The sequence below is a fragment of the Clostridium phoceensis genome (assembly GCF_001244495.1).
In the GTDB taxonomy this organism is placed as follows: Bacteria; Bacillota; Clostridia; order Oscillospirales; family Oscillospiraceae; genus Lawsonibacter; species Lawsonibacter asaccharolyticus.
Genome location: NZ_LN866274.1, coordinates 1,507,727 through 1,527,983, shown reverse-complemented (window position 1 = coordinate 1,527,983; position 20,257 = coordinate 1,507,727). Strand labels below are relative to the sequence as shown.

General features: G+C 57.7%; 13 protein-coding genes. 6 read left to right on the top strand and 7 right to left on the bottom strand.

The genetic code is table 11. From position 1 onward, the window contains the following. Positions 1 to 200: 200 nt before the first annotated feature. The 3 genes from BN1969_RS08195 to BN1969_RS08185 all read right to left on the bottom strand — a co-directional run bounded on the left by BN1969_RS08195 (position 201) and on the right by BN1969_RS08185 (position 7,508). Complete coding sequence (locus BN1969_RS08195) at positions 201 to 2,708, bottom strand: stalk domain-containing protein (protein ID WP_050623857.1); 2,508 nt, start codon at positions 2,706 to 2,708, stop codon at positions 201 to 203. 270 nt (positions 2,709 to 2,978) lie between these two features. Next, positions 2,979 to 4,943, bottom strand: coding sequence for a stalk domain-containing protein (locus tag BN1969_RS08190; RefSeq protein WP_050623856.1), 1,965 nt, complete (start codon positions 4,941 to 4,943; stop codon positions 2,979 to 2,981). A 384-nt stretch (positions 4,944 to 5,327) separates the two neighbouring features. Then, positions 5,328 to 7,508, bottom strand: coding sequence for a stalk domain-containing protein (locus BN1969_RS08185; RefSeq protein WP_147577040.1), 2,181 nt, complete (start codon positions 7,506 to 7,508; stop codon positions 5,328 to 5,330). Between the two features lie 362 nt (positions 7,509 to 7,870). On the opposite strand from BN1969_RS08185, the gene BN1969_RS08180 reads away from it, so the two are divergent. The 5 genes from BN1969_RS08180 to cysS all read left to right on the top strand — a co-directional run bounded on the left by BN1969_RS08180 (position 7,871) and on the right by cysS (position 14,022). After that, complete coding sequence (locus tag BN1969_RS08180) at positions 7,871 to 9,157, top strand: adenylosuccinate synthase (protein WP_050623854.1); 1,287 nt, start codon at positions 7,871 to 7,873, stop codon at positions 9,155 to 9,157. A gap of 113 nt (positions 9,158 to 9,270) precedes the next feature. Next, complete coding sequence (locus tag BN1969_RS08175; RefSeq protein WP_050623853.1) at positions 9,271 to 10,428, top strand: CobW family GTP-binding protein; 1,158 nt, start codon at positions 9,271 to 9,273, stop codon at positions 10,426 to 10,428. 11 nt (positions 10,429 to 10,439) lie between these two features. After that, a complete protein-coding gene (locus BN1969_RS08170; protein WP_050623852.1) occupies positions 10,440 to 11,387 on the top strand; it encodes a TIGR03943 family putative permease subunit in 948 nt (315 codons plus the stop codon). A gap of 471 nt (positions 11,388 to 11,858) precedes the next feature. Beyond that, positions 11,859 to 12,512: a serine O-acetyltransferase EpsC gene (gene epsC, locus BN1969_RS08165; RefSeq protein ID WP_050625436.1), complete on the top strand. Its 654-nt coding sequence runs from the start codon at positions 11,859 to 11,861 to the stop codon at positions 12,510 to 12,512. 61 nt (positions 12,513 to 12,573) lie between these two features. Next, complete coding sequence (gene cysS / locus BN1969_RS08160; RefSeq protein ID WP_050623851.1) at positions 12,574 to 14,022, top strand: cysteine--tRNA ligase; 1,449 nt, start codon at positions 12,574 to 12,576, stop codon at positions 14,020 to 14,022. A gap of 64 nt (positions 14,023 to 14,086) precedes the next feature. Here cysS and BN1969_RS17900 read toward each other — a convergent pair whose 3' ends face one another. The 4 genes from BN1969_RS17900 to BN1969_RS08140 form a co-directional block, all read right to left on the bottom strand. Beyond that, positions 14,087 to 15,064 (bottom strand): hypothetical protein, encoded by a 978-nt coding sequence (locus BN1969_RS17900; RefSeq protein WP_147577038.1) that lies wholly within the window; start codon positions 15,062 to 15,064, stop codon positions 14,087 to 14,089. Positions 15,065 to 15,573: 509 nt separating this feature from the next. Continuing rightward, a complete protein-coding gene (locus BN1969_RS08150) occupies positions 15,574 to 16,299 on the bottom strand; it encodes a TraX family protein (RefSeq protein WP_050623849.1) in 726 nt (241 codons plus the stop codon). A 410-nt stretch (positions 16,300 to 16,709) separates the two neighbouring features. Beyond that, the gene (locus BN1969_RS08145; protein ID WP_050623848.1) at positions 16,710 to 18,704 is read right to left on the bottom strand and encodes a sensor histidine kinase; all 1,995 of its coding nucleotides are present in this window, start codon (positions 18,702 to 18,704) and stop codon (positions 16,710 to 16,712) included. Continuing rightward, the gene (locus BN1969_RS08140) at positions 18,705 to 19,400 is read right to left on the bottom strand and encodes a response regulator transcription factor (RefSeq protein ID WP_050623847.1); all 696 of its coding nucleotides are present in this window, start codon (positions 19,398 to 19,400) and stop codon (positions 18,705 to 18,707) included. It abuts the gene before it with no gap. Between the two features lie 411 nt (positions 19,401 to 19,811). On the opposite strand from BN1969_RS08140, the gene BN1969_RS08135 reads away from it, so the two are divergent. Further along, positions 19,812 to 20,183 (top strand): DUF6465 family protein, encoded by a 372-nt coding sequence (locus BN1969_RS08135; RefSeq protein ID WP_050623846.1) that lies wholly within the window; start codon positions 19,812 to 19,814, stop codon positions 20,181 to 20,183. Positions 20,184 to 20,257 lie beyond the last annotated feature (74 nt).

Here is a 20,257-nt window from a genome sequence, read left to right as displayed (position 1 = left end):
CCGCGCCTCCCTTGTAAGATCTCCCAAAAAATGCCCCTTGGATATGTCCAGTTTAATAACCAGTCTCCAAACCGTCAATCTCCATTTTTTTGACCTGTCCCCACTTTTTGTAGTCTCTGCCGCTTTTCATCTGTATGCCGGGCTTCCGGGACAAAATTTGGGGCGGAGCCTTTGGCTCCGCCCCGGAGGTCATCTGCCGGTCACTGGATCACGACCGCGTCGTCCTGTTCAAACCCGGAGGCACTGTAATAGCGGGTCACCGTGCCGTCGGCGGCGGTCTCCACCCTGTAATGCTCCAGGAAGTCCCACATCAGCGGCCGGAAACCGGGGATGCAGTTGTGGGCCTCGTACAGAGAGAAGATGTAGGTCATCACGGGGATGTCATCCTCATTGTACCACTTCCAGGTACGGTAGCGGGCGTTGTTGCTCTCCCAATCGCTCAGGCTGCCCTGGGCATCATCGTGGCCGCCGTTGAGGGCGTTTCCGCCGCTGTACACGATCACATCGCTCAGGCTGTCCTCGCCCAGGCCGTTGGCATCGGTGAAATAGGCGATCCAGTCGTTCATGTTGTGATTGGTCGCGCCCTTCAGGTTCTTGGCCGCGTCCCAGTAGATGTCGGCGCCCGCAGCGGCAGCCTCAGTGGAGCGCACCAGCACGCTGGTGTCGTCCTCGGGATAACTGGTGTCGGCCGTATAGCCGGGGATGCCCCGGTCGGCGTAGTTGCCTTCGCCCACCACCAGTCCGGCGGGGATGGCGTCGCCGCCGGAGAGACGGCTGGGCCCGCCGGCATTGCTGGAGATCACCGCGGCCAGCTGGGAGGCCCTGTTCTCCGCCAGCGCGATGGTGGCCACAGAGCCCATGGACTGGCCGGTGGTATAGATCCGGCCCATATCGAAGCGGCCGTCGTTCTTCAAATACTGGACCACCTTGTCGAAGATGGGCAGGTCATAGTCGGAGGATGTACCCTGGTTGTGGTTGGTACGGGTAGGCAGCGCCAGGGCAAAGCCCTCCGCCGCGGCGGTCTGCCACCAGGCAGTGGAATCCATGAACAGGTGCCCGGTCTGAGAACCGCCGTGCCATACCACCACCACGGGGATGTCCTTCGTCCCCGCTGTCTCCGGCACATAGAGCAGCACGTCTGTCACATATCCGTCGTCCAGGGTCAGGGCCTGGATGGTGATCTCAGCCTCCACCTCGTTCCCGTTCAGATCCGGGCCGCTGACGGTCCCCACCGCCCGCTTGTCCCGGGAGGAGAAGCGCTCCACCTGGATGTCGGTATAATCCAGCCGGTAGGTCAGGCCGTTGCCGTAGGAGATGGAGTTGTCATACCGGGTGTAGTCGGTCATCTCGTCCCGCAGAGCACGGGTGAAGTCATAAGAGACCGTGTCTGCGGCGGTCTCCAGATCCACCACCTTGGAGATCCGGCCCGCATACTCGGTGGCCCAGGTGTCCTCCTTCTGGCTGTACACCTGCCCGCTCACCGGAACGCTTCCCAGTGCTGTCACGCTGGCGTCTGCGCCGTCCGCCCGGTTGACCTGCTTCCAGTAGGTCAGGCTGTCGTCGGACTCCGCGTTGACCAGCCAGGTGGGAAGGGGCATATCACCCTTGGTCAGAAGGCCTGCTTCGCTCCCCTTGTCCGGGTTCAGGATCTGATCCAGCCGGTCCGCCATCTGATACAGGATCTTCTGGTTGCCGTTCTCGTCCACCCGCTCGTTGATGCCGTCGCCGTCCCGGTCCCGGATATCCCCGTCGGTCATGTGCTTCCATCCGTAGGACTCCTCTCCGGCCGCCCGGAGGTTCTCCAGGCCATAGGTCGTCCCGTTGAGATAGGCCTGGCTGATGATCAGATGGGGGTTCTCCGCAGCCCAGGCCTCCAGGGGGGCTGCGCCGACTCCATAGCCCACCAGATAGAACTCACCGAAGGTGGTGAAATAGGCGCCATTGCCGGAGTGATATGCCTTGGCGGCGGCAATATAGTCCTTCTCCTGCTCCACATCTCCCCACATATAGGTGGTCTGATCAGGCAGCAGGACGAACAGACACTCGCCGGTCTCATCCGCCACCTGCTTCCAGCCGCTGTCCACCAGGAACTGGTCCGCGTTCACCCCGTCGGGCACGGCGATAAAGTGGTAATAGGGGCGGATCACCGCTGTGTCGGGGATGTAGTAGCGCACCTCACGGCCGGCAAACTCACCGGTGAGGGATGCCTTGAAGTACCCGGTCAGAGGCAGCTGGTTGCTCTCGCTGTAATCGTGGGTCGGGGCCTCGATCTCCGCCAGGTCCCGGGCCTGGAAGCCCTCCACCGGCGTGGTCAGGGCCGCTGTCCGGGTCCCGCTGTTCCAAATCAGCTGGAAGCCGAAAGCCCGGGCCAGGTAGACCAGGGGCACATAGCCTACGCTGCCGGACAGATCGGCGGCGGTGTCCATGGTCATGCTGCCGGCCTGCTTCTCCCCATCCCGGAAGGTCAGGCTGGCCTCCCCCTTTACAAAGGTGACCTCACCCTCCTTCTGCTGGTAGGTCAGCCCCAGCTGGGGGCCGATGGTCACCGGCACCTGGGTCCTGCCGTTCCCGTCCACATAGGCAGGAGCGGTCAGTTCCAGGGCCCGTCCGTCCAAAGTGACGGTCACAGAGCCCTTTGCCTGGACCGTCAGGCACAGCGACAGCACCATGGCCAGCGTCAGCGCCAAAGATAAGATCCGTTTTGTCATCGCTCTCACGTTGGATGCCCTCCTCTTGTTTCATTTCTCCGGCGCCCCTTCCGCTCCTCTCTCCACTTTCTCTGCTGAGCCACCCCCTTTGTCCTATTTCTCAAAAAGGAGCGCCATGTATCACCTATCTTATTCAGATGTGAACAAAGCGTCAATCCACACTTTTTTGTTCTATCTTCATTTTTTCTCTAGACGTTCCGGAATTCATAGGCACCCACGTATTTCTGTAAAAATAGTGGGGATCTTGCATGCAAGATCCCCACTATTTTTTTACTTTTTGACCTCGATTTCCCGATCTGTTGACATCACCCAGTCGATTAAAGTATCCGCATAAACAGAATAACTGTACCCTTTCTTTAAATAAATTCCATTCTCGCCAAGAGTTCCGTTCAATTCATAAGATGTGGAATTAGGATTATCATACACGATCGTCCCATTTTCAATATGGCCCGGTCCATGGTAAATTGTATCCATCAGGTACCAATATACAAATTTCGTTGCGGAATGATCTGTTTCTCCCCAATAATAATTGTAGTCTGTAGCAATCCCCGAATGACGAACCATATCATTGATCTCAGTTTCAGTATAACCAGCTTCGGCATACAGTTCACGCGCCTGCTTAATCACATCAATATTATTCGTGTCCTGCTCTCCATCAATACACCAAACAGACAGTCCGTTTTCTGCAGCAGTCGCATAGTCCTCTACTGTATATGGACTGCTCTTAACACCCCAATCTCCGTTTATACACAGGAATGTGCTGATTCTTCCTGGATAAGCCTTGATAATATCGCTACCTGCCATAGTGCCTCGGGAATCTCCAGTCAGAATGACATGATTTTCTTTTGCTCCATAGTTCTCAACAAAGTAATCAATCAAGGCAATGTTGTCCTTTGCATAGTTGTAGCCTTCTTCATTCAATTTTGTCGCATCGCTCACGCTATTTACAAAGTCGCTATAATAGCGGTGAGACATGTAAACAACAATAGCATCAACACCTTTGTCATACCAATTGATTACAGAGCCATTAAAAAATGTAGCTCCATAGGGATTCGTTGCAACAATCTCTCCATTCTCCATAATATCCCACATTGCGGCACTGTTTCCAGGTAGGGACAAAATCAGGGGATACTCCTTGTTAGGATCGTACCCATCCGGAAATGCGGCATAGGCCATTACATAATCGCCTTCTATCCCGCTGGAGCTGGGAATTTGAATTCCTAATTCTTCCAAAGTCATAAACCCGCCCTTTGTATAGAGATGGGTTTTATTATTTTTGGTAAAGCTTCCCGTTGAGACATCTGTGAAATACTCGATCTCTGTGGGCCCCCATTTCCCACCAGAGATATAGTTTCCCTTCTCATCCGCCTGACAAAGTGCATCTTCTTCACTTTCGCCCTCATGCCACAGCTTCAACTCAGTATCTCGGTATTGGAATGCACGGGCCGCCTCCACAATGTCGCCATCGTTTTCACGATACCAGGAGAATGTAGCATGGGTCCCGTAGACATCATCTTTAGCCCGATTTCCAGTGGCATTGACTCCTGCATAGATATAGGCGTTCTCATCATTTGCGGTGGTGTCGCGGTCAATCGTCAGTGTCACAACCTGACCATGGACATCTACATCTTCAATCGGCAGTTCTCCAAAATCTGGGTACAGATATCCACGGTCAATCAGGTGATAGTCAGATGCTTGTACATCAGAGACATCTACGCCATCTTTGTATGTGATATCCACTCTGGTCACCGCAACCGCATAATAAGTCAACTCGGAATACGCCTGAATATTCTTGATATCATCTACTGTCAGTTCCGGAGCTTTGGTCAGCGTCACCGTATTATTTGAGGCAGACCATGCAACTCTATACCCAAAAAACTGGGCAAGATAGGCCAAAGGCACATATCCAACCTTCCCCGAAAGATTTGCCGCAGTATCCATTGCGGTGCTGCCTGCTGATTTTTCTCCATTCCTAAAAGTAAGGCTTTTTTCGCCTTTTATAAAAGTGACTTCGCCGTTTCCTTCATGATAGGTTATCCCCAGTTGGGGACCAATCGTAACTGGAACTTGAGTACGATCATTTTTGTCAATGTACGCAGGTGCGGAAAGTTCAATTGGATGCCCATCCAATATAACGGTTATGGAATTTTTTGCTTGAGCAGTCAGACACAACGACAGTACTATGGCCAGGGACATCGCGAGGGAAAGGATACGTTTGAAATACCTGTTTCTCATCATTTTTCCTCCTTTGTTCTATCCCAGTATATAGAGTCTTCCTATTTACGTAGTAAATAGGAAAGCTGGGCCCAGCTTTCGCACGAACAAAAAATTCAACCAGCTACATACTTATATTTTCCAAAAGTAAATGGTTGATATCTTAGAACTCTCAGCTCGCTTTTATCATGTATTCTATATAAATTTATGTCTATCTTTTAATGAAATTTTATCTTTTTTGCTCACTTATGTCCAATGCAAATATCACATTGATCCATTTAAAATCCACATTGTTCCTCTCCCTCCCTGATCTTGAAGCATCTCTCTGAAAAAATGGGGCAACAAACTGAGGGAGGGCGCGGCGGATGCCGCGCCCTCCCGGTCGCTTCTGTTCTCTTGTCTGACTCAGCCGATGGCCTGTCCCTGATAGGCGCGCACGCCTGTCTCAGTGTCCAGGGTGATCTGGCTGAACCACTCGTCCCACAGCAGCTGGTTCTCTGCCGGCAGGTTCACATGGTCCTTGCCGGTGACCCAGGCGTAGCGGAACAGAGGGATGCCGTCCTCATTCTCCCAGACGGAGTTGTTGTAGCGGCCCTCCACATAGGTCTCAGTGGCCCCGGTCTTACGGACCTCGACCACGTTGGAGGCGTCCGCCAGCCCGTTGCGGACCAGCCACATGTCCACCGCCTGGGTGGTCATGGTGTCGTCCTGGTTCAGGTCATAGCTCCACATGTCGTACTGGGCCATGGTCATGAACATGGGCACGGTCTGGGATCCCGTCTCCTCCCTGGCCATCAGGGGGCCAGAGGTGGCGCCCATGGCGGCGAAGCGGTGGGAAACCTCGGCACTGCCCAGGTAGTGGGTCATCATGCAGCCCATGGAGTGGCCGGTGCAGTAGATGCGGCCCTGATCCACCTGGGGATAGACTGCGATCAGCTGGTCCAGCAGGTCCTCGGCATACACCACGTCGGTGTAGCGCAGCTCAGGGTCCTCCACCTGCCACAGCGCGCGGTAGGCGGTGGGGTTGGCCTCGCCGCCGCCCAGGGTGGGGGGCACCGGCACCAGGGTGGACTCGGGGAACACCAGCATGATGCCCTCCTCATCGGCGATATTGTACCACAAGGTATTCTCAAAGAAATTGCGCATAGAGGTGGAGGCTCCGTGATAGGCGATGACCACGGGCAGCTGCTCGCCGCTGCCGCGGTAAGCCTCAGGGATATAGACCAGATACTGCCGGTCGATGCCCTGGGAGTCGGTGAAGCTTCGGAACTCCACTCCCATCTCCTCATAGTCCACCTTCCAGGAGATAGCGTTGGACAGCACACCGCCGCCGTAGCGGTAGAACTGGCCCATGAAGTCCCAGATCATGTCGGTGGTGGCAGGCAGGGCGTAGTCATAGTTCCCCTCTTCGGTGACCACGGCGGCCGCCAGGATCTCGCCGCCTTCAGGAGCAAAGCGCTCCACGGCGTTCTTGTCGTTGGCTGCGGCCTGCCAGTAGTCCGCCACAGCCTTTGCCTGCTCCGTCATGGTGCTTTCCACGATCTTGACGGGCACCGGCACCTCCTTGCGGGTGACGCCGTAGGTCTTGGTATCGGTATCAAAGGACACATCCCCGTTGGACGCCATGTAGCCGGCGTCAATGAGGCTGGCATCCAGGAACACCGCTCCGGCGATATTCAGGGGATTCTCCATGGCGTACTTCTGCAGGCAGGTACCCATGGCACCGTAGCCCACCAGGTACATGCTGGGACCGGGCTGGAGCCACTTGCCCGCCTTGGCGGCGCTGATGCCGGCATTGATGTATGCCTGCTCCTCCTCCAGAGTTCCCCAGGGAGTGCCCTGGGCGGGTTCCAGCACGAACAGGCAAAAGCCCTCCTCGTCCGCCTTGTCCATCCAGCCGCTGGTCTCCATGAAGCTCACGGCGTTCAGGCCCTCAGGGACGTTCATCACCACGAACATGGCGCCCTGGGGCGTGCCCTGGGGCACATAGAGCTTGGCGGTGCGGGCGGCATTGCCCACCTGGATGTCCATTTCCAGCACGCCCTGCCACAGCATGGGCACCACGTTGTCCTTGGTCTGATACTGGGCTGCCTGCTGGGCCATCAGGCTCTCCAGCTCTGAATACACCAGCTGGGGCAGCTTGGTCACAGCGGTCTCCTCCTCCGCGGCCGTGCTGGTGACCGCCGCAGTGCGGGTGACGCCGTTCCAGGCCACCTGGAAGCCGAAGAACTGGGCCAGATAGGTCAGGGGCACATAGCCCACCTCGCCGGACAGGTCGGCGGCGGTGTCCATGGTCACGCCGCCCGCCTCCTTGGCCCCGTCCTGGAAGGTCAGGCTGGCCTCTCCTTTGGTGAAGGTGACGCTCCCGTCACCAGTCTGGACCGTCAGCCCCAGCTGGGGGCCGATGCTGGCGGGAACCTGGGTCCGGTCCTGCCCGTCGATATAGGCGGGGACCTCCAGCTCCAGCGCCGTCCCATCCAGGGTCACCGTCACCTGGGGGCCGGCGGCCTGGGCCGCCAGACACAGGGACAGCGCCATAGCCAGGGTCAGCACCAGCGCCAGCGCGCGTCTTGTCATTGCTCTCATACTCTGCTACCTCCCTATTTCTCCCGGACCGCATGTGTAGTCCGGGGTGTCTGAGCGCCTGTCCCGGGGAAAATTTCTTCCACTCCGCGCCGGCTCACCGCAGAGCTTTGTCCATTCCGACCAAAAAAGGCGCTTTTTTTATTTTAATGTTTTTTTACCATTCTGTCAATGTTCTCCCGCCCTATCGTCTCCGCAGACTCATGGGCTCCATTTCTGCCGTTGTTCGGAAAAATACATGGGAAAAACAGCTTTTTCCCTTGCATCCCTCTTTTAGAGGAAGTATAATAAGAATGCTGTCATGTTGGCCGGATAAGGCAAATCCGCTGTGCGGTTGCGAATCCCGGTCCACGGAGGTAACAGATATGGTAAAAGCGATCGTAGGCGCCAACTGGGGCGACGAGGGCAAGGGCAAGATCACGGACATGCTGGCAGAGCAGTCCGACGTGGTCATCCGCTTTCAGGGCGGGGCCAACGCGGGCCACACCATCATCAACGACTATGGCCGGTTCGCCCTGCACATCCTCCCCTCCGGCACCTTCTATCCCCATGTGACCAACATCATCGGTAACGGCGTGGCACTGGATATCCAGAAGCTGGTGGACGAGCTGGGCTCCATCACCAGCCAGGGCGTCCCCGCCCCCAACCTGATCGTCTCGGAGCGGGCCCAGATCCTGATGCCCTACCACCGTCTCCAGGACAGCTACGAGGAGGAGCGCCTGGGCGGCAAGGCCTTTGGCTCCACCAAGAGCGGCATCGCCCCCTTCTACTCGGACAAATACGCCAAGATCGGCATCCAGGTCTGCGACCTGTTCCACGAGGACCGGCTGCGGGAGCGCCTGACCGCCGCCGTCTCCCTGAAAAATGTGCTGTTCGAGCACCTGTACCACAAGCCCTCCCTGGACGTGGACGAGCTGTACCAGCAGCTGATGGAGCTGCGGGAGCAGATCCGCCCCTATGTGGGGGACGCCGTCACCTTTGTTCACGACGCCCTGCGGGCGGGCAAGACCGTCCTGCTGGAGGGCCAGCTGGGCTCTATGAAGGACCCTGACCTGGGTATCTTCCCCCTGACCACCTCCTCCCACACCCTGGCCGGCTTCGGCTGCGTGGGGGCCGCCGTCCCCCCCACCGCTGTGGAGGACGTGATCTGCGTCACCAAGGCGTACTCCTCCTCTGTGGGCTCCAACACCGAGCCCTTCGTCAGCGAGGTGCTGGGCGAGGCGGGAGATGAGCTGCGCCGCCGCGGCGGTGACAAGGGCGAGTTCGGCGCCACCACCGGCCGTCCCCGCCGGGTAGGCTGGTTCGACACTGTGGCCACCAAGTACGGCTGCATGGTCCAGGGGGCCACCCAGGTGGCTCTGACCTGCCTGGACGTACTGGGCTATCTGGATGAGATCCCGGTGTGCACCGGCTATGAGATCGACGGGACAGTCACCGACCGCTTCCCCACCACCCCGGAGCTGATGCGGGCCAGGCCCGTGTTCACCACGCTCCCTGGCTGGAAGTGCGACATCCGGGGCTGCACCGACTACCAGGCCCTGCCTCAGCAGGCAAAGGCTTATGTGGACTTCCTGGAGTCCAGGATCGGCTATCCCATCACCCTGGTCTCCACCGGACCCAAGCGCAACGAGATCACCGTCCGGCAGAAGTAATTTCCCGGACTGCTATGCGCCGGATACCAGGCTCTGGTATCCGGCGCTCCCCCTTCCCCCTCTGTCCATCCGGCGGCCCTGCCGCCTTGTTTGAAGAAAGGATCTGTGTCACCATGACCAAAATCGACATTATCTCCGGGTTTTTGGGTGCCGGCAAGACCACGCTCATCAAGAAGCTCCTCTCCGAGTCCTTCCATGGCGAGAAAGTGGTCCTGATCGAGAACGAGTTCGGTGAGATCGGCATCGACGGCGGCTTTCTGAAGGATGCCGGCGTCCAGATCACGGAGATGAATTCCGGCTGCATCTGCTGCTCCCTGGTAGGGGATTTCGGCACCGCCCTCAAGGAGGTGCTGGATACCTATTCGCCCGACCGCATCATCATCGAGCCCTCCGGCGTGGGCAAGCTGTCCGATGTCATCGCCGCCGTGGAGCGGGTGCGGGACGGCGGTGCCCCCCTGGAACTGCACAGCTTTGTCACCGTGGTGGACGCGGTGAAGTGCAAGATCTATATGAAGAACTTTGGCGAGTTCTTCAACAACCAGGTGGAGCACGCCTCCGCTATCCTCCTCAGCCGGACCCAGAACATGGACCAGGCCAAGCTGGCCGCCGACGTAGCCATGCTGCGTCCCCACAACGCCAAGGCGGCTATCCTCACCACCCCCTGGGACCAGCTCACCGGCGCCCAGATCGTCTCTGCCATGGAGGGGGGCCACGACTTGGCCCGCGAGCTGATGGAGGAGATCGGACACCACCACGACCACAGGGAGGACGAGCCCTGCTCCTGCGGCCATGACCACCACCATGACCACGAGCATGAGCACGAGCACCACCACGACCATGACCACGGGGACTCCTGCTCCTGCGGCCATCACCACACCCAGGAGGAGCTGGACGCCATCCACGCTGAGCTGGGCTGCGAGGGGGCCTGCGGCTCCTGCGACCTATGCGACAGCTGCATCCACTCCACCTTCCACCACCATCACCATGCCGACGAGGTGTTCACCAGCTGGGGCCGGGAGACTCCTCGGAAGTACAGCCGGGAGGAACTCCAGGACATTCTTTCCGTCCTGGCCATGACAGAGGACTATGGCACCATCCTCCGCTCCAAGGGCATGGTCCCCGATCAGGACAGCGAGGGCTGGCTCCACTTCGACCTGGTCCCCGGCGAGTTTCAGATCCGGGAGGGCAGCGCCGACTACACCGGCCGCCTGTGCGTCATCGGCGCGGGCCTGGACGAGGCCAGGCTGGAAAAGCTGTTCCTGCTGGCGTGAGGTGAGGCTGCATGAAAGATCCCCGTATCCCGCTGTACCTCATCACCGGCTTTCTGGACAGCGGCAAGACCACTCTGCTCACCGACACCCTGAATATGGATTATTTTGCCGATGGGCAGCGCACCGTCCTGCTGATGTGTGAGGACGGCGAGACGGAGTATGATCCGGAGCAGCTGTCCAGGCTGAACACCCGCCTGGTCCCTGTCCAGGACCAGGCCCAGCTGAACACCAGCTTTCTCCAGGAGATCGACCGCCGCTATCAGCCGGAGCGGGTGCTCCTGGAGTACAACGGCATGTGGCCCATCCAGATCCTCCGGGACCTGAAGCTGCCCAAGACCTGGGGGCTCTACCAGGCCATCGACGTCATCGACGGCTCCACCTTCGAGATGTACCGCTCCAACATGCAGTCCATGGTCATCGACATGGTCACCGAGGCCGATATGGTCCTCTTCAACCGCTGCACGCCGGACATGCCCCTGTCCGGCTGGAAGCGCTCCATCCGGGCGGTGAACCGCATGTGCGAGATCGTCTTTGAGGACGAGAAGGGGGAGGAGCTGGAGGTGGAGGACATCCTTCCCTACTCCCTGGAGGCAGACACCATCGTCCTGGAGGACGAGGACTACGGCATCTGGTACTTGGACATCCAGGAACACCCAGAGCACTACACCGGCAAGACTGTGGTCTTCCGGGCCCAGGCCATGACCAGCATGAAGCTGCCCAAGGGCACCTTCATCCCCGGCCGCAACGCCATGACCTGCTGCGCCGAGGACATCCGCTTCTTTGGCTTCCTGTGCAAGTATGACCGGTCCCGCTCCCTGAAGAAGGGGGAATGGGTCATGGTGGCCGCCCGCATCCAGTGGGAGGAGTCCCCCGTCTATCAGGGGGAGGGCGTGGTCCTCTACGCCCAGCGGGTGGAGCGGGCCGACCGCCCGGACGATCCCCTGGTCTATTTCCGATGACCCTTTTCCCGGCGCCCCGGCGGGGCGTCGGGAAAATTTTTGAAAAGCCCTCCCTCCTCCTTGACACCCCTTCCTTCAGATGATAATATAATAAATCGTAAGCGCTGTGAACGGAAAAGTAGCATCCTCCACCGGTCGACAGAGAGGGAACGCCACCGACTGAGAGCGGTCCCAGTCCGCGGGATGTGAAGTGCGTCCGGGAGCGCGGCGGGTAATGCCGCCCGGTCTGGCCCCGATACCGGCCTTTGAGTGAAAAATGAGAGTGGAACCGCGAGCGATCGCCTCTTATGCCTGTGGGCATGAGGGGCGCTTTTGTTTGTGTCCAAGCTGCGAAAAGGAGGCGTTCCCCTTGCATCTTCCCTTTCCCCGGCTCCGGCACAGCCGCCGGAGCGCACCGCGATGTCCCGGGTGCTGTTCTTCCCGCCCACAATAAATGGGGAGACGGAATGGATCTCCCCCAAGGAGGACATCATGTTTCAGTCACTGAGTGAATTGCTGGGCGCCTATCAGAAGCGCGACCCGGCCGCCCGCAGCAAGCTGGAGATCTTTCTCCTCTACCCCGGCGTCCACGCCGTCATCTTCCACCGCGTCTCCCACTGGCTCTACTGTCACCACCTTCCCTTCCTGGCCCGCCTGAACTCCCAGCTGGCCCGCCACATCACCGGCATTGAGATCCACCCCGGCGCCAAGATCGGCCGCCGCCTGGTCATTGACCACGGGATGGGCATCGTCATCGGCGAGACCGCCGAGATCGGCGACGACTGCCTGATCTATCATGGCGTCACCCTGGGCGGCACCGGCAAGGACCACGGCAAGCGCCATCCCACCATCGGAAACAACGTGCTCATCAGCTGCGGAGCCAAGGTGCTGGGGCCCTTCCGGGTGGGTGACAACGCCCGGATCGCGTCCAACGCCGTGGTGCTCAGCGAGGTGCCGGAGGACGCCACCGCCGTGGGCATCCCCGCCCAGATCGTCCGCATCGCCGGACGGGTCACCCACTACGCCGATGACGTAGACCAGACCAGCGTGGAGAATCCCACCCTGGAACGGCTGGAAGCCCTGTCTCAGCGTGTGGAATTCCTGGAGAAGCTGCTGGATGACCAGTTCCTGAAGGAACGGGCATAGTTCTCTCACGATCCCGGGCGGCCCAGGCCGCCCTCACCGAAGAAAATGGAGGTTTTTTATCATGCTGTTATATAATTCCGCCACCCACAAGAAGGAGGAGTTCCAGACCCACACCCCCGGCCACGTGGAGATGTACACCTGCGGACCCACGGTGTACCACTTCGCCCACATCGGCAACCTGCGCTCCTACATCATGGAGGACGTGCTGGAAAAATTCCTGCGCTGGTCCGGCTATGACGTGAACCGGGTGATGAACATCACTGACGTTGGCCACCTCAGCTCCGACGCTGACACCGGCGAGGACAAGATGCTCAAGGGCGCCCGCCGGGAGCACAAGACCGTGATGGAGATCGCCCAGTATTACACCGACGCCTTCTTTGAGGACTGCCGAAAGCTGAACATCAAGCGCCCTGACACGGTGCAGCCCGCCACCGGCTGCATCGACGAGTATATCCAGATCATCACCCGCCTGCTGGAGAAGGGCTACGCCTATCAGGCCGGGGGCAATGTGTACTTCGATTCCTCCAAGCTGGAGCGCTACTACGTGTTCAACGACCACGATGAGGAGGATCTGGCGGTGGGCGTCCGGGATGGCGTGGAGGAGGACACCAACAAGCGCAATAAAAATGACTTCGTCCTCTGGTTCACCAAGTCCAAATTCGAGGATCAGGCCCTGAAGTGGGACTCCCCCTGGGGCGTGGGCTACCCCGGCTGGCACATCGAGTGTTCCGGCATCTCCATGAAGTACAACGGGGAGTATCTGGACCTGCACTGCGGCGGCATCGACAACGCCTTCCCCCACCACACCAATGAGATCGCCCAGTCCGAGTCCTATCTGGGCCACCCTTGGTGCCGCCAGTGGTTCCATGTCCACCACCTGAACACCAATTCCGGCAAGATGTCCAAGTCCTCCGGCGAATTCCTCACTGTCTCCCTGCTGGAGGAGAAGGGCTATGATCCCCTGGTCTACCGGTTCTTCTGCCTCCAGAGCCACTACCGCAAGGGGCTGGTGTTCTCCTGGGAGAACCTGGACAACGCCAGGGCCGCCTTTGACAAGCTCATCGCCCGCATCGCCGCCCTGGACCCCCAGGACGGATCTGTGGACGAAGCCGTTCTGGCGGAGTATAAAGAGAAATTTCTCCAGCAGATGGGCAACGACCTGAACACCTCCATGGCCGTCACCCTGCTGTACGACGCCCTGAAAGCCAAGGCCAGCGGAGCCACCCGGCTGGCCATCCTGGACAGCTTCGACCAGGTGCTCTCCCTGTCCCTGCTGGACAAGGCGGCTGCGGTGCGGGAGGAGCAGGCCAAGGTAAAGGCCGCCCAGGCCCAGGCGGGCTACACCGTCACCGGCGAGGGGGCCCCCGAGATCGACGCTCTGGTGAAGGCCCGGGGCGAGGCCAAGAAGGCCAAGGACTTTCCCGAGGCAGACCGCATCCGTGACGAGCTGAAGGCCCGGGGCATCGAAGTCACCGACGTGCCCGGCGGAGCGGTGTGGAAGAAAATTTAAAATATATTTGACAAGATTTGTAGCGGGCTGCAATATGCAGCCCGCTACAAGTAATTTTAGACACCTATAAGTACAAGGATGGATCATTCTCAATATTAGCTGAATAACCTAAAGGACATACAGCAAATACCTTACTTCCAAAGGAAAAGATACACTTTGGACAAAATTGATACCATGTATTATCAATAATCGTTTGCCGGCTTTCCTCCACCCAATCTCCGCTCCCTCTGTAAAACACTTGAAGATTGTTGTATCTAACATATCCAGGCAGCCCATCTTCAGAAAAAACAGGATACCAAAGCATGTCGCATTTATATTTTACATCAGTCTGTTTGCGCTTGATCCACGTTCTGCTTCTGTCTGGAATCAGGTAATCTCCTTTTTCGTATGACCCGATTGCGGAATCCACAGATGGTTCTTCTTGAAAAATGAAACCAGTAAGGGGAATACGGTCAACGTGTACACCGGTAACATTTCCGTCATCGTCATAAAGAACTTGCGCTTCTGTACTTTCTTCGTAAAGAACATCTTCGCAGTAATAATATGCCACATTTTTTTGATCAACTAATGCAGTATAATTCATATCATGTCCAATAACCCATCCAACTGGAAGCGCAGAAAGGAATATACATACAGCTGTAAAAAAATATCTTATGACGCTTTTCTTTCCAATTATTAAAATATAAATAAGTGATAATAACACTAGATAGATGACAGAAAAAAGTAAGACAAAAGAAAAACGATGAAGGATTCGGATTCTTAATAAGGCAAGTGTAGATATGGCACACATATAAATTCCGAGAACGATCAAAGGAATATTTCGTTTTTTAGATGCCCTAGATGATAGTTCGGGGGCTATAATTACGATTCCAATTCCAATAATGAATAAAATAAGTCCGAAAGAAGCGACGTTATATATTACATCAATTATGGTATTACCAATGTCAATAATTGTCCTTAATGCCGGAAATGCGAGTCCGGCAATTCCCAAAACAAAGACAGCCACCAGAAACATCGGAATCGAAAAGAAAAAGATAAGCATATTTGTCTCCTCACAAATCGAAGATTTAATACTTTATCCACTTGCAGAAATAAATCGTCTATACTCCTCCCCCTCTTGCGATTTTACTGGTATGCACATCGATTTGCTCTATATTGCATTTTTCACCGCACCACCCCTAGGGGGCTTTTGCCCCCGGGGCGGCGGGCGAAAAACAAAAACGCTGTGCAGGACAATGCCTACACAGCGTAAGAAGCGGAAGCTCCTCGATGCAACACGGGCGCAGGAATACAACGGCAAAAACCGCCCTTTACAAAAAGGCCGGAATGTCGTATCATATTCCATGCGGTGCGGCCGAATGGCCGTTGTGTAGGTGGTTCGAGCACCTGCGCAGGTTTATGGGTGTTACCAGCACCCATAAACTGCCGCATTTTTGTTTTTCAAGTCGATTATAGCAGGGAACGCCGTGCAATGCAAGAGGAAAAGCGACGTTCCGCGCCCCATGAATGTGAGAGAGCCGCCCGGCATCGCCGGGCGGCTCTCTGTTTTTCTTATATCCCCAGGGCCGTCCGCACCAGGAAGATGACCAACAAGTGGCCCGGATAGAAGGCGTAGAAGAACCATTTGGGGATCTTCGGCCCGAAATGGGTGGGCAGGAAGATCAGCGGCGCAGACAGGAGGGCAAAGATCTCAAAGCCGATGGCGTATCCCCCCACCACCAGGGCCGTTGGGTCCTCCAGGGACCCGCCCCAGAGAGCCGGGAGGTAGCTCAGCACATAGAGCAGCGCCCCCAGCCAGGGCTTGTTCCGGCACAGGTAGAAGATCAGGGTCAGGATGACGCCCGTGTTGGCGTAGTCCGCGTTCAGAACGTTGATGGCCAGCACCCCAAGGAGGAACCACCACCACTTCCGCTCCTTCACGCCGTAGATGGCCAGCAGGCTGAAAAACAGAGTGACAAAGATGTTCCAGCTGGTGAGCTCTTCCCAGAAGTTGTGGGGATGGAAGGCCAGGGCGAAGAAGGGCTGGGAGACCACCACAAAGAGCGCCAGCCGCCCCAGATACCGCCTGATGTCCCGTGTGTACATCAGGCCAACTGTCAGGCAGTAGCAGAAAATCGGGAAGGCCAGCCGTCCTACCCACCGGAATTCCGGGTGCTGGGGGAAAAAGACGGTCCCCACGTGGTCCACCACCATAGTCAGGATGGCGAACAGCTTCAAAAAGTTCGTGTCCAGGTTGGTCCTAAGCTTTGGCGTCTGTCTCTGTGTCTCTGCGTCCATGTTCGATACTCCTCCATTTGTGTTCTTCACCGCACCGGCCCCGGGGGCTCCCGCCCCCGGGCGGCGGGCGAAAAACAAAAACGCCGTGCAGGGCAAGCCTACACAGCGCGAGAAGCACGGGCTTCTCCATGCAACACGGACGCAGGAGTACAACAGCAAAACCGACCTTTACAAGAAAGACCGGAATGTCGTATAATATCCATGCGGTGCGGCCGGATGGCCGTTGTGTAGGTGGTGTCAGCACCTGCGCAGGTTTGCGGGCGTTGGCGCGCCCGCAAACTGCCGCATTTTTGTTTTTCGTGTTGATTATAGCAGGAAACCAGTTCCAATGCAAGAGGCAGGCACACACGCCCTTTTTCGCGCAGAGGACAGAAAGAGAGGAGAGGCGGATGCCTCTCCTCTCTTTCCGCTCAGCCCGACTGGGGCATGGTCACGGTGGCCTTGAACAGGTCCCCGTCCACCGCCAGCTCGAAGGTCCCGCCCTGGAGCTCCGTCAGGCTGCGGGCGATGGACAGCCCCAGCCCGGAGCCCTCGGTGGTCCGGGACTCGTCCCCCCGGACGAAGCGCTCCATCAACCGCTCCGGCGGCACGTTCAGCGGGTCCCGGGAGATGTTCTTGATGGACAGGGTCACCTGCCCCTTCCCCCGGACCAGCTCCAGATAGATGCGTGTCCCCTCCATGGCATATTTGGCACAGTTGCCCAGTAGGTTGTCAATGACCCGCCACAGATGGCGCCCGTCCGCATACACATAGGTCTCCCCCTCCGGCAGACTGGGGACCACTGTGAGCTTCCGGGCCTCCAGCTTCTCCTCGTACTCCCCCAGAGCCTGGTCCACCAGCTGGCACATTCCGATCTTCTCCCGGTTCACCGTCAGCGCGCCTGTGGAGGCCTTGGACGCCTCCACCAGATCCTCTGTGAGCTTTTTCAGCCGCTGGGACTTCCGATCCAGCACCTCGATGTATTCCCGGGCTTTGGGGTTTTCCACCTCCTCCATTTTCAGGAGGTTGACATAATTTATAATAGAGGTGAGAGGAGTCTTCAGATCGTGGGAGACGTTGGTGATGAGCTCCGCCTTGAATCGCTCACTCTTCATCTTCTCCTCCACCGCACCGTTGAGCCCGTCAGCAATGTTGTTGAGCGCCTCGGCGTGGAGCCTGAGATCGTGGGGCATGCGGGTAGTGTCGATCTGGTGGTTCAGGTTGCCGCCCGCGATGGCCTCGCTCCCCTTCCGCAGGCGCTGGAAGCAGACACTCCAGTGGCACAGCCACAGCAGCATCCCAAGATTGATCAGAAACAGAGGGATGGGATTGTCCCACCAGATGCGGCGGGCAAAAAAGCATAGCACCAGATAGGCCAAAAACCCCGCCACGCTTCTCCATATCATGGGGAAGGAGCGGATGGCATCCAGCAGACCGCTCCATATCCAGCTGCATGCCCGGCAAACCAGGGTAGTGCGGGCCAGGACCCCCGCCTTGCAGCGCACCACCAGGGTGCGCAGGACCAGCACGGCCAGCGCCGTCATAGCCGTTACGCACAGAGAGACCACGATGGCGCTCACCTGGTTCTCATAGCTCTCCTGAGACGCATACCCCCAGCCGTACAGGAACTCCATCAGCGGGAAAATCAGAATGAAAAACAGGACCCCCGCCCCGATCAGATACAGGTCAAAATAGATTTTTTCCTGCCAGGTGAGGACGATCCCCTCCACTCCCTCCTTATGGCCGGAGGACCACATGAGAAAGGCAAAGCAGGCAAGGGAGAGCACCAGGCACACACAGGTGGCAGCGATCCTCAGGGGGATCTCTTTCCGGCCCCCTGTGTCGCGGGCATGGAGCTCAGAAAATTCATCCTCTGCCCCGGACAGCTCCTGGGGGACGCCACACTCGATGATATAATAGGCATCTCCGCTCTCCTCCGACCCCTCCGTCACCAGCGCAGGGTCCCCCGCATCGGGGCTGCTGTTCCAGGGCTGGGTCAGGTGCTCCCCTGGACGGAACACAGCGGAGTGGATCTCGGGCACCAGCTGCTCCAGGGACTCCCCCGGCGCCAGATTGGTGGCTAGGACCTTTGTCCCGTCCTGACTGAGCACCCGGTAGCGGAAAGAGGTCTGATCCTGCGCCATTGCTGCTCCGATCCGCTCCGCATCTGTCTCATACCGCACCTGGTCCAGATAGGCCAGTCCAGGATCCTCCAGCGCGGCTCTGGCCGCGAACCACTCGGCCAGCTGGTCCTCCCGTTCCCGGATCAGCTCTTTGAACTCCCAGGTATCCTGCCAGCTGTCTGTCAGCACATAGTCGATCCCCCGCAGCACAGCCATCCCCTGCCAGCACAGGCTGAAGACGGACACCAGAATCAGCAGTGAGGCGATCACCTTGGCCGGCACGCTCTTTCGGACATCGCTCACTCACGCTCCCCCTTTCTCGATCTTATAGCCCAGCCCCCACACTACTTTCAGATAGCGGGGCTCGGCGGGGTCGATCTCGATCTTCTCCCGCAGATGCCGGATGTGGACCGCCACCGTGTTCTCTGAGCCGTAGGCGGGGTCGTTCCATACCTGTTCATAGATCTGGGCAGAGGAAAAGACCTGTCCCGGGTGGGAGAGGAGCAGCTTCAAAATGTTATACTCAATGGGCGTCAGGGACACAGGCGCACCGTCCACCATCACCTGCTTGGACCCGTCGTCCATAGAGATGGGGCCCACGGTGAGCATACCGGGCGCCTTCTCCGCTCCCCCCAGTGCCGTATAGCGGCGCAGCTGGCTCTTCACCCGGGCGATCACCTCCAGGGGATTGAAGGGCTTTGTAATGTAGTCGTCCGCCCCGATGTTCAGTCCCAGGATCTTGTCTGTATCCTCGCTCTTGGCGGTAAGCAGGATAATGGGCACATTGCTCCCCTCCCGCAGCTTGGCCGTGGCCCGGATGCCATCCAGCTCAGGCATCATCACGTCCATCAGGATCAGATGGATCTCGTTTTCCTCCGCCGCCTGGATAGCCTCCCGGCCGTTATATGCCGCGATGGTGCGGTACCCCTCGCTGGTCAGGTAGATATCCAGTGCGGAGACGATGTCCCGGTCATCGTCACAAATCAGTATCGTGTACATACTCTCTCCCCCAGAAGCTTCATTTCCGGCCGGCTCAGCAGGTCCGGCCCGACTGTACTATAAGGATAGCATAGACAGTTTAAGTTGCAAGACCGAAAATCTTAAGAACTGATAAAATTGTGGGGCCATCCCTGTGCTTTCTTCCGCTCCTCCGCCGGTAAGGTCCCCTTCCAATGCGGGCTTCCTAACCGGTTTTTTAAATTTATCCTATTTCCTCCAAAAACACACCAACAAACCTCATAAGAAAAGGGCTTTTTTCCTCCGCTTTTTTGTTTTGAGCGAATAAATTCAATTATTTTCCATCATACTCTTGAAAGTGACAGAATAAAAGTGTAACATACAAGAAAGATCGATTTTTCTTCCTCAGCCTACTATCGCATCATGTTGCGTAAGAAAAAGGAGTGTCCTACTATGAAGAAGACCCCGGAGACAATTGAGAAGGCGGCTGAGCCTGTCGCTGAGAAGGCGGCCGAGACCGTAGTGGAACAGGCTTCCAAGCCTGTGACAGAAAAGGCCGCTGAGACCGCCGCCAAGCCCAAGGCCGCCAAGGCTAAAAAGCAGCCCGCTGCCAAGGCCGCACCCCAGAAGACGGAGGATATCTTTGTCCAGTTTGGCAGCGGAGAGTGGAACGTCTCTGAGTTAGCCGAACGCGCTAAGGCGGCCTATCTGGCTGAGGGCCACCGCGCCGCCTCCATCAAGAAGCTCTGCCTGTATGTCAAGCCGGAGGATGGCAAGGCCTACTATGTGGTCAATGACAAGGCCGCCGGCAACATCGAGCTGTGACCCCCTTTCCTGCCTGAAAAGCGGAAAAGCCCTCCGGTCTGGAGGGCTTTTGTCATTAGAAAACGCCGCAGCTC